The sequence below is a fragment of the Pseudomonas sp. C32 genome, from assembly GCF_030417915.1.
GTDB lineage: Bacteria > Pseudomonadota > Gammaproteobacteria > Pseudomonadales > Pseudomonadaceae > Aquipseudomonas.
Window position 1 is genome coordinate 25,605 of record NZ_JAUHUK010000033.1, and the last position, 10,429, is coordinate 36,033.

General features: G+C 59.9%; 8 protein-coding genes. 1 reads left to right on the forward strand and 7 read right to left on the reverse strand.

All coding sequences use genetic code 11. From position 1 onward, the window contains the following. Nucleotides 1–9: 9 nt before the first annotated feature. The 7 genes from QYH43_RS25980 to QYH43_RS26010 form a co-directional block, all read right to left on the reverse strand. Nucleotides 10–876, reverse strand: coding sequence for an ABC transporter permease (locus QYH43_RS25980; RefSeq protein WP_095057838.1), 867 nt, complete (start codon nucleotides 874–876; stop codon nucleotides 10–12). Nucleotides 877–897: 21 nt separating this feature from the next. After that, nucleotides 898–1,758, reverse strand: coding sequence for an ABC transporter ATP-binding protein (locus QYH43_RS25985; protein WP_095057839.1), 861 nt, complete (start codon nucleotides 1,756–1,758; stop codon nucleotides 898–900). A gap of 5 nt (nucleotides 1,759–1,763) precedes the next feature. Beyond that, nucleotides 1,764–2,789 carry an ABC transporter substrate-binding protein gene (locus QYH43_RS25990; protein WP_095057840.1) on the reverse strand — a complete coding sequence of 342 codons (1,026 nt, stop codon included), beginning with the start codon at nucleotides 2,787–2,789 and terminating at the stop codon, nucleotides 1,764–1,766. 18 nt (nucleotides 2,790–2,807) lie between these two features. Next, nucleotides 2,808–3,695, reverse strand: a complete 888-nt coding sequence (locus QYH43_RS25995; RefSeq protein ID WP_095057841.1) for a TauD/TfdA family dioxygenase — start codon at nucleotides 3,693–3,695, stop codon at nucleotides 2,808–2,810. A 351-nt stretch (nucleotides 3,696–4,046) separates the two neighbouring features. Beyond that, nucleotides 4,047–5,414 (reverse strand): HlyD family type I secretion periplasmic adaptor subunit, encoded by a 1,368-nt coding sequence (locus QYH43_RS26000; RefSeq protein ID WP_095057842.1) that lies wholly within the window; start codon nucleotides 5,412–5,414, stop codon nucleotides 4,047–4,049. Further along, entirely contained in the window at nucleotides 5,404–7,560 is a 2,157-nt protein-coding gene (locus QYH43_RS26005) for a type I secretion system permease/ATPase (protein WP_095057843.1), read from the reverse strand. The genes QYH43_RS26000 and QYH43_RS26005 overlap by 11 nt, the downstream gene beginning before the upstream one ends. A 35-nt stretch (nucleotides 7,561–7,595) precedes the next feature. Beyond that, nucleotides 7,596–8,948 (reverse strand): TolC family outer membrane protein, encoded by a 1,353-nt coding sequence (locus tag QYH43_RS26010; protein ID WP_095057844.1) that lies wholly within the window; start codon nucleotides 8,946–8,948, stop codon nucleotides 7,596–7,598. Between the two features lie 357 nt (nucleotides 8,949–9,305). Here QYH43_RS26010 and QYH43_RS26015 point away from each other — a divergent pair. After that, nucleotides 9,306–10,429, forward strand: a 1,124-nt coding sequence (locus QYH43_RS26015) for a retention module-containing protein (protein ID WP_301158416.1), incomplete at its 3' end; no start/stop codon positions are given.

Consider the following 10,429-nt stretch of genomic DNA (forward strand, 5'->3'; position numbering starts at 1 on the left):
TCCCTCAGATTACCGCACCATCCCCCACCGCTTCACTGTCACCCGCTCCAGCGAATCAAACACCAGATTCTCCACCAGCAACCCGATCAGAATCACCACGGCCAACCCGGCAAACACCTTGTCGGTGTACAGCTCATTACGGTTCTGAAAGATGTACCACCCCAACCCGCCCTTGCCGCTGGTGGCGCCGAACACTAGTTCAGCCGCGATCAACGTGCGCCAGGCGAAGGCCCAGCCGATTTTCAGGCCGGCGAGGATGGACGGCAGTGCCGCCGGGATCAGGATGAACAGCACGAAACGCATGCCCTTGAGGCCGTAGTTGCGCCCGGCCATGCGCAGGGTTTCCGAGACGCCGAGGAATCCGGCGTAGGTGTTCAGCGCCAAGGCCCAGAGCACCGAATGCACCAGCACGAAAATCAGGCTGTTCTGCCCCAGTCCAAACCACAGCAGCGCCAGCGGCAGCAGCGCGATGGCCGGCAACGGGTTGAACATCGAGGTCAGGGTACTGAGCAGGTCGCGTCCGAACTGGGTCGACACCGCCAGCGTGGTCAGGGCAAACGCCAGGACAATGCCGATCAGGTAACCCTTGAGCAGCACGACCAGCGAGATCCACACCTTGCCCAGCAACTCGCCGCTGAGCAGCCCGTCATACAGCGCATAGGCGGTTTGCACAAAACTTGGCAGCAGCAAGTCGTTGTTCTGATAGCGGGCCACCGCCTCCCACAACACGGCCAGCAAAATCAGGATCAGGCTTTTGCGCAGCCAACCCTGTTGCCACAGGCGCTGGCCCAGCGGCAGTTCACGCTCCAGCGGTACGCTGGTCAGTGGCTGCAACAGCGTTTCGAACTCTTCACGCGGGGATGATAAATGGCTCATCGGACCCTCCTCTCAACTGGCTCAATAAGCGATGCGGATGTCGGCGAAATCCAGCTCGTGCTCGGCTTGCGGTGACTGATTTTCATCGAACAACAACCGATGGATGCGCCGCGCCGATTCCTGAAACGCCACGCCGCCAAGGCTGTGCAAATCGTATTGATGGCTGTGGACTTCCGCCCTCACCCGCCCCGGATGCGGCGACAGCAACAGGATGCGGTTGCCCACCACCAATGCTTCTTCGATGGAGTGCGTGACGAACAACAGCGTGAAGCGCACCTCTTCCCAGAGCAGTAGCAGTTCTTCCTGCATCTTGCGTCGGGTCAAGGCATCGAGGGCGGCGAAGGGTTCATCCATCAGCAGGATTTTCGGCTGCATCGCCAGCGCCCGGGCAATGGCGACCCGCGCTTTCATGCCGCCGGACAAGGTGTGCGGGTAGGCATCGGCAAACGCAGCGAGGCCGACCTTCTCCAGATAGTGCAGCGCCCGTTCTTCGGCTTCCTTGCGCTTGAGGGTTTTTGACGCCAGCAGCGGAAACATCACGTTCTGCTTTACGGTTTTCCACGGCGGCAGTTGATCGAACTCCTGGAACACCACGATTCGGTCCGGTCCCGGTGCGTGGACGGTTTGCCCCTGAAGACGAATCTCGCCTTCCACGGGCTGGATGAATCCGCCGACGGCTTTGAGCAACGTTGACTTGCCGCAACCGGACGGGCCGAGCAGGACAAAACGGTCCGCCGGGTCGATCTCGAAACTGACTTGATGGGTCGCCCGCACCACACGCTGCGGCGTGCGGTATTCCAGGCTGACGTTATCGACCGACAGCAGCGCTTGGGCTGCCGTGATCGGTTTGCTGACCGTGTGGCCTTGCAAAGGGGCGTTCATGTCGGTCAGCTCCCTTGCAGCGGCTTGGCGTCCTGGAAGAAGTAATCCTTCCATGAATCCGGTTTGTTTTTGATCGCGCCGACGCGGTGCAGGAACTCGGCCAGCGGGTAAGTGTTTTTCGGTGTGACGCTGAATTCGAACTGCGGGTTGTCGATGATTTTCAGCAATGCCGCACGGTCGATTTTGGCCTTGGTCACGCGGATGTAGGTGTCGGCTGCCGCGCCTTTGTCGTTCTGCGCAAATTGCGCGGCTTCGGTCAGCGCGTCGATAAACGCCTTGTAGGTTTTCGGGTTCTCATTGCGGAATTTCTCGGTAGCGAACAGCACCGTCGGCGAGTTCGGACCGAGCAGGTCATAGGTGTTCAGCACCACGTGCACATTGGGATTGGCCAGTTCCTGATCCTGGAACGGCGGGTTGGAGAAGTGCCCGTTCAGCTCGGTGCCGCCAGCCAACAGCGCAGCTGTTGCGTCGGGGTGCGGAACGGCAATGGTGTACTTGTCGAGGCGGTTGAACTCCTTGTCGCCCCACTGCTTGGCGGCCGCGTATTGCAGGAAGCGCGACTGCACCGACACGCCCACCGCCGGAACCGCGATGCGGTCCGTCTCGGTGAAGTCGGCGATGGTTTTGACCTTGGGATTATTGCTCACCAGGTAGTACGGAAAGTTGCCCAGGGAGGCGACGGCTTTGACGTTCTGCTTGCCGTGGGTGCGGTCCCAGATGGTCAGCAGCGGGCCGACGCCGGCACCGGCAATGTCGATCGAGCCTGCGAGCAACGCATCATTGACCGCTGCACCGCCGGAGAGCTGGGTCCAGTCGACCTTGATGTCGATGCCTTCCTGCTTGCCGTACTTCTCGATCAGGTTCTGATCGCGCACCACGTTGAGCAGCAGATAAACGATGCCGAACTGTTCGGCAATGCGGATTTCACCTTCGGCGTGGGCCACGGTCGGCGCCACCAAACTACCGGCGATCAGGCTGAAACCCAGGCCGATAGCGGCGGCCAGCGGTGCAAATGGAAGACGTTTGGTCATGATCAAATCTCCGACAAATCAGAAAGGCGCGTCGCCCTGGATGGTGGTGCGAAACAGCTTGCGGCGCAGATGGCTGGGGCATCCGGCGGCGAGGTGGATCAGCGAACGGTTGTCCCAGAACACCAGGTCATGGGGCTGCCATTGATGGCGGTAGATGTTTTGCGGCAACACGCTGTGGGCGTAGAGCTCGGTCAGCAGTTGCTGGCTCTCGTCTTCCGGCAGGCCAACGATGCGGGTGGTGAACCCTTCGCTGACGAACAACGCCTGGCGGCCGTTTTCCGGGTGAGTACGCACCACCGGATGCACCACTTCAGCGACCTGGGCGAGTTGCTCAGGCGTCAGGGTCGGGCGCCAATTGCCTTCGAATTTGGTCTCGCTGTAACGCGCCGTGTAGGAGTGCGCCGCCGAGCGACCTTCCACCGCTTTGCGCAACGCAAGCGGCAGGTTGTCCCAGGCTTTGTGCATGTCGGCGAACAGCGTGTCGCCGCCCTCGGAGGGCAACTCCTGGGCATGCAGCATCGAGCCCAGGCTCGGCAATTCCTTATAGGAGAGATCGGAATGCCAGAACTTGCCGGCGTCACCCAGGCCGATGTTCTGGCCGTTCTCGACGATATTGGAAACGATGAGGATTTCCGGATGCCCCGCCAGCAGGAACTGCTTGAGCACGTGGATCTGCAACACACCGAAACGGCGGCTGAAGTCGATGTGCTGCTCAGGGGTAATGCGCTGGTCGCGGAACACCACCACGTGATGATCCAGATGCGCGCGGTGGATGCGGGCGAAGTCCTGATCATTGATCGGACGGGACAAATCGAGACCGATGATCTCGGCGCCTACCGCGCCGTCGAACGGGCGGATGTCGAAAAATTGTGGCGCGATGCTTGGCGATGCTGAAGCTGCAGACATAAATCACTCCCACGCACGGCACGCTCAAAGGCGCGCGCGTCGATCAGAAACTCACGGAGGTCCCGTGTTGGTTCGTGTCGTGCGGCGCGCCGATTGGTCGGCAGGTACGCAGGAGATTGACTTTATAGATATAAGAACTGAAATTTAAATACCGTTAGCGAATAACGATATGGCGATTATTAACGGACTGGTTCGCTTGAGGCGTGACGTTATTGGTCACTTTTGGGCAGGGTTGTGGTGTTTTCACGGACGCCATCGCGGGCAAGCCCGCTCCTACAGTAGGTCTGTGTTTCCACTGACTCCTGTAGGAGCGAGCTTGCTCGCGATGAGGCCAGTCGCCTCAATGGAGATCTACCGCTCGTGCAACGCCTCGGCGCGCGCCCGGATGATCGGCTTGAGCAGATAACTCAGCACGCTTTTCTTGCCGGTGATGATGTCCACCGAAGCGACCATCCCCGGAATGATCAGCAAGGGTTTGTCATCGCTGCCGAGGTGGCTGCGCTCGGTGCGCACTTTGATGATGTAGTACGTGGTTTTCTTGTCTTCGTCGGTGATGGTGTCGGCGCCGATCTGTTCGAGCTTGGCCTTCAAACCACCGTAGATGGTGTAGTCATAGGCGGTGAATTTCACCGTTGCTTCCTGCCCCGGGTGCAGGAACGCGATGTCCTGCGGACGGATCTTCGCCTCCACCAGCAAGGTGTCGTCCAGCGGCACGATTTCCACCAGGTCGCTGCCTGGCTGGATAACCCCGCCGATGGTATTGACCAGCAACTTGTTGACGATGCCTCGCACCGGCGAGGTCACCAGCGTACGGCTGACCCGGTCTTCCAGGGCCTTGCCGGTGGCTTGGGCCTTGTTCAGGTCGGTGCGCGCTTCGTTGAGCTGGGTCAGCGCCTCGCTGCGGAATTTGCCGCGGGTTTCGTCAATCTTGCGCTGCACTTCCTTGATCGCCGATTCGGCCCGAGGAATCGCCAGGGTCGTGGCGTCGAGCTGACCACGGGTCTCTGCTTCGGCACGTTTGAGGCGCAGCACTTCCACCGGCGAAACCGCGCCCTGGGCCACCAACGGCTCGGACATGCCGATTTCCTGGCGCTGAAAACCCAGTTGCTGGCGGTATTGCGCCTGCTTGGAGGTGAATTCGCGCAGCTCTTGCTGACGCTGAATCAGCTGCTCCTGCAAGCCACCGATTTCGTCGTGCAACTGCTGACGGCGGCTGATATAGAGCGACTCTTCGCTCTGGGCCTGCCCGGGCACAGCCTTGAGCACGTCCTGCGGGAAATTCAGCGGGCGGTCATCCACCTCGGCGCTCAGGCGTTCCACCCGCAACAGCATCGACAGCCGGTCGGCCTCGGTTTCGCCGACGTTCGAGGCAAAACGCGTGTCATCCAGGCGAATCAGCGGTGCTCCGGCCTCGACAATCTGGCCTTCCTTGACGAACAGTTCGGCAACGATACCGCCTTCAAGGTTCTGGATTTTCTGGATCTTCGACGATGGAATTGCCTTGCCGTCGCCCTTGGTCACTTCGTCGATCACCGCGAAGTTGGCCCAAAGCATCAGGAACACGAAGAACGCGATGATCGCCCAGATCGTCAGCCGCACCACCCGAGGCGCGTCCTCGATCAACGCCTTGTTGACCTCTGGCAGCGGTTGGCCCTGAAGCGAAGCGGAGCCCTTGAAGTAGCGGCGGATCGAATCTTTGACACCCGACTTAAGCAACACTGATCTGCCCCTTCTTCAACGCTTCCATCACCGCGGCTTTCGGGCCGTCGGCGAGTATCTGCCCGCGATCGATCACAATCAGTCGGTCCACCAGCGACAACAGCGATGCCCGGTGTGTCACCAGCACCATGGTCTTGTTTTCGATCACCGCCGCCAGGCGTTGCTTGAGACGTTCTTCACCGGTGTTGTCCATGGCGCTGGTCGGTTCGTCGAGCAGCAGGATCGGCGGGTTGAGCAACAGCGCACGGGCCAGGGCGACGTTCTGTCGCTGACCGCCGGAAAGGTTCTGCCCGCGTTCGCCGACTTGCAGTTCATAACCCTTCGGATGCAAACGCGCATATTCGTGGACACCGGCCAGTTCTGCCGCTTGCAGCACCAGCTCATCCTCGACATAGCGCGCACCGGACACCAGGTTGTCGCGCAGGGTACCGGCGAGCAACTGGATGTCCTGAGGGACGTAGCCAATGTTGTAGCGCAGTTCGCTGACGTCGATCTGGCGGATATCCACACCGTCCACCAGCAACGCGCCGTCGTCCGGCTGGTACAGGCCCACCAACAGTTTCGCCAGCGAGCTTTTGCCCGAGCCGCTACGGCCGATGATGCCGATCTTTTCGCCTGGCTGAATCGTCAGGTTGATGTTCTTCAGCGCCGGGTTCTGCTGTTCGGGATACGTGAAGTTCAGCTGCCGGCACTCAATGGCCCCTTGCAGCACTTTGCGGCTGAGGGGGCGCTCTTCGAAATTGCGTTCTTGCGGCAACTCCATCATTTGATCGACCGAGGTCATGGTCACCCGCGCTTGCTGATAACGGGTAAGCAGCCCGGACAGCGAGGCCAACGGACTGAGCGCGCGGCCGCTGAGCATGTAGCAGGCAATCAGCCCGCCCATGCTCAGGTTGCCCGCGATGATTTGGTAGACGCCGAAGACGATCATGATCACCCCGGCCAATTGCTGGATCAGCAAGGTGATGTTCATCGCCAGACCCGAAAGCATTTTCACCCGCAGCTCGAGGCGGCTGAGGGTGCCAATGGTCTGTTCCCACTGATATTGGCGTTCGCTTTCGGCGTTGTTGACCTTCACCGCATCCAGGCCGGCGAGGGTTTCGATCAGGCTCGACTGACGCTCGGCCCCCAGCGCCATGGTACGCTCCATGGTCGCCACCAGCGGTTTCTGCAAGGCATAACCGATGACCAGGGCTATCGGGAACGCCAGCACCGGAATCCACACCAGGTGCCCGCCGAGGATCGCGATCACGGTAAAAATCAGAATCGTGAACGGCAGGTCGATCAGGCTGGTGAGCGTCAAGGAGGCGAGGAAGTCGCGCAGGCTCTGAAACTCATGGATGTTCTGGGCAAAGCTGCCGACCCGCGCCGGGCGGTATTTCATGGACATGCCGACGATGCGCTCGAACAGCGTCGCCGAGATGATCAGGTCGGTTTTCTTGCCGGCCAGATCCAGGCACAGACTGCGCAGGCTTTTCAGGATCAGGTCGAAAATGTAGGCACCGGTGATGCCCAGGGCGAGCACCCACAGGGTGGCTTCAGCCTGGTTCGGTACCACGCGGTCGTAGACGTTCATCACAAACAGCGGCGCGGCCATGGCGATGATGTTGATCAGCAGGCTCGCCGCGATGGCGTCGGCATACAGCCAGCGTGAACGCTTGAGGGTGTCGCGGAACCACGAGCGTGCCCGCGGGATCAGCGTGCCGTGATTCACATCGAATTTATGCTGGGGTTGGGCGAAAAAAACCTGGCCGGTGTAGTCATCGGCCAGCAGTTCGCGGCTGACCAGGGACTCGCCGCCGTCGCTTTCGCTAAGCAGCACCCGCGCCTGGTCTTCGCCTTGCCAACCCAGAAGCACGGCACTGCGACCGTCCTTGAGCAGCAACAGCGCAGGCATGGCAATCGCCGGGATGTCTTGCAGCTTGCGCTGCAGGACTCGCCCTTGCAGGCCGGCGCGGGCCGCTGCACGGGGCAGCAGCTCGACACTCAGGCGTTGCTTGGGCAGCGGCAGGCCCGTTGTGAGCATGGCCGCGCTGGCGGGTTTCTGGTGCAACATGCACAAAGCGAGCAGACCATCCAGCAGCGGATCATCATGCAACGCGCGTGGATCATGGCTGAGATTAACCCGACTGACTTCTGATTCCACGCTCGACACTCTTTATACAGTTGGAAAGGGACAACTCAATTCATCCCAGGCAGCTGCACCTTGGGCTTCATGTCGTTCTGCACAACGGATGCCAACGGCGCGACTACGCCCTGGCTCTTGAGCAATTCGCCCATGGTCGCCTTGATTCGGTACTGAGTAAATAACTGAATATTTTTGATCTGCGCCAGACGGAGCGAAGAGGTGAACAGCTCGTTTTCGCTGTCGAGCAAGTCGAGCAAAGTACGCTCACCGAGGCTGAACTGACGCTGGTAAGCCGTGCGCACCGCGGTGCTGTGATCGACGTACTGCTGGGCAATCGGCACCTGGGCATTGGCGTTGTTCAGGGCATTCCAGGCCAGGCCCAGCTCTTCATTGAGCTGACGCAGGGCGTTGTTACGGATGTCCAGCGCCTGGTTTGACAGGTAGGACTTGGATTCCAGATCGGCCTTGTTGCTACCGCCGGCGTACAGGTTGAAGCGCATGCGCAGCATGGCTTGCCATTCGTTGTTGTGGCCATTCTGACCGTCGATATCGTTGTCGGCGGTGCGGCCCAATTCAGCATCGAAACGCGGGTAGAACGTCGATTTGGCGGTTTCGTACTGCTTCTCGGCCGCTGCAATGTCGGATTCGGCCGAGCGCAGGATCGGGCTGTTTTCCAGCATTTGCGCGCGGGCTTCGTTCAGGTTGGCCGGCAACAGCGCCATGAAATTGGCAGGACGCTCCAGTTGATCGGGCATCTGACCAACCGCGGCGAGGTAGTTGGTTTCCGCATCGGCCAGGTTGGTCTGCTCAGTGAGCAGGTTGTTGCGAGCCTGGGCCATACGCGCTTCGGCCTGATCAAGGTCGGCACCGCTGCCGACGCCACGCTGAGTGCGCAGCTGGATCTGGTCATAAATACGTTGGTGGCTCTTGAGGTTGTCCTCGGCCAGACGGACGAACTCGCGGCGATTCAGCACATCGAGATAAACTTGGGCCACGGTCAACGCGGTGCGCTCGGACGTACCCAGCAGCGAGTAGGCACGGGAGTTAACGGTGGCTTGTTGACGCCCTACTTCGCTGGACGTCGCAAAACCGTCAAAAACCATTTGCGAGAGACGCAAACTTGACTCGCTGCGGTTCAGGGTTTCCCAGTGGTTGTTACTGCCATCGGTGCGCGTGGTAACGGAATCAGTCCCCTCGCGACCATAACCGCCCAGTACATCGACCCTTGGCAGATATCCGCCCTTCGCAGCCTTTAATTGATAATCCGCGGCCAGTCGGCTGTTAACGCCGGCCTGGACCTCTGGATGGACATCCAGCGCCTGTTGCATGGCCTGAGGCAAGGATTGAGCTTGAACAAAAGAGGTTGCGAGGGTGAAGGGTATAGCCATGAACAGAAGCGGACGCATGGTAGGTATTTCCCGGGACTTCTTGTCTTGAATCACAGCAAAAGAAAGCGCTGCATCGGAAGATGGCAACCGTAATGACCGTATGTCGGAAGTTTCAAAAGAGGAACTGGATCACACACTGAGGACAGGGTCGCCACATAAATATCAATGTGACATTACTGGGACGATTGTTTAGGATGCTCACAAGAAGGTCAATACTTTGGCATAAAGTTAATCGCGAAAAGATATAGCCAATTTATTGACTAATAACCGCGTCAAATTTGTGCACTTATTTTGCAATAGTCAATCCAGGCCGATCGGCGCGATGCCATCAGGTCCATGGAAGCCCAACTGAACATGACACCCGGAGAGTCTTCAATGAGCAGTGTTGTTGCCATCGTCAAAAGCATTGTTGGTCAGGTTTTCGTGGTGTCCCCAGAGGGCATCCGCCGCATTCTCGTTGAAGGCGACCGCCTGTCCGTCGGCGACCAGATCGACACCGGTTTGTCCGGTGCCGTGTCCCTGGAACTGGCCGATGGCCGCACCATCGACCTGGGCCGTGACACTCAGTGGAGCGCCTCTACACCCGACTCCAGCGCTGATCTGGCAGAAGCCACTGCGCAGGCCGCACCGTCGGTTGAAGAACTGCAACAAGCCATCGTTGCCGGCGCTGACCCGACAAAAGACCTGGAAGCCACCGCAGCCGGTCCGTCGGCTTCGGGCTCTGGCGGTGGTGCCGCCGGCGGTGGTCACAGCTTCGTGATGCTCGACGCCACGGCTGGCCGCGTGGACCCGACCATTGGGTTCCCGACTGGCGGCCCTGATTCCGCGGCCGACGCCACTACGCTCGATATCGGCAATCAGGACACCACGTTCATTAACGCTCCCAGCGTACTGACCGCTGATACCGGCACATTGGCCGAAGACAGCGTCGCGACGGGCAATGTGCTGAGCAACGATAGCGATGCCGAAACACCGCTCAGCGTCGCCAGCTTCACTGTCGCCGGCATGGCGGGCGGTTTCACCGCGGGCCAGACCGCGACCATCGTCGGCGTTGGTACGTTGACCATCGGCGCGAACGGCAACTACACCTTCACCGCGGAAGCCAACTACAACGGCGCCGTACCGCAAGTCACCTACACCACCAACACCGGGTCGACCAGCACGCTGGATCTGACCGTGACGGCAGTCGACGATCCGACCGTCCTGACTGCAGACACTCAAACCATTGCAGAAGACACCGCAGCCGTCGGCAACGTGCTGGGTAACGACAGCGACATCGACAACGTCCTGAGCGTGGCTACCTTCACCATCGACGGCGTCAATGGCACCTTCAACGCCGGCCAGACAGCCAACATCGCTAACGTCGGTACGCTGGTGATCGCCGCCGATGGCGCCTACACCTTTACCCCGGCCGCCAATTACAACGGTACGGTGCCGACGGTGACTTACACCGTGATCGATGGCTCCGGTAATGATGTCACTTCGACCCTGAACATCAA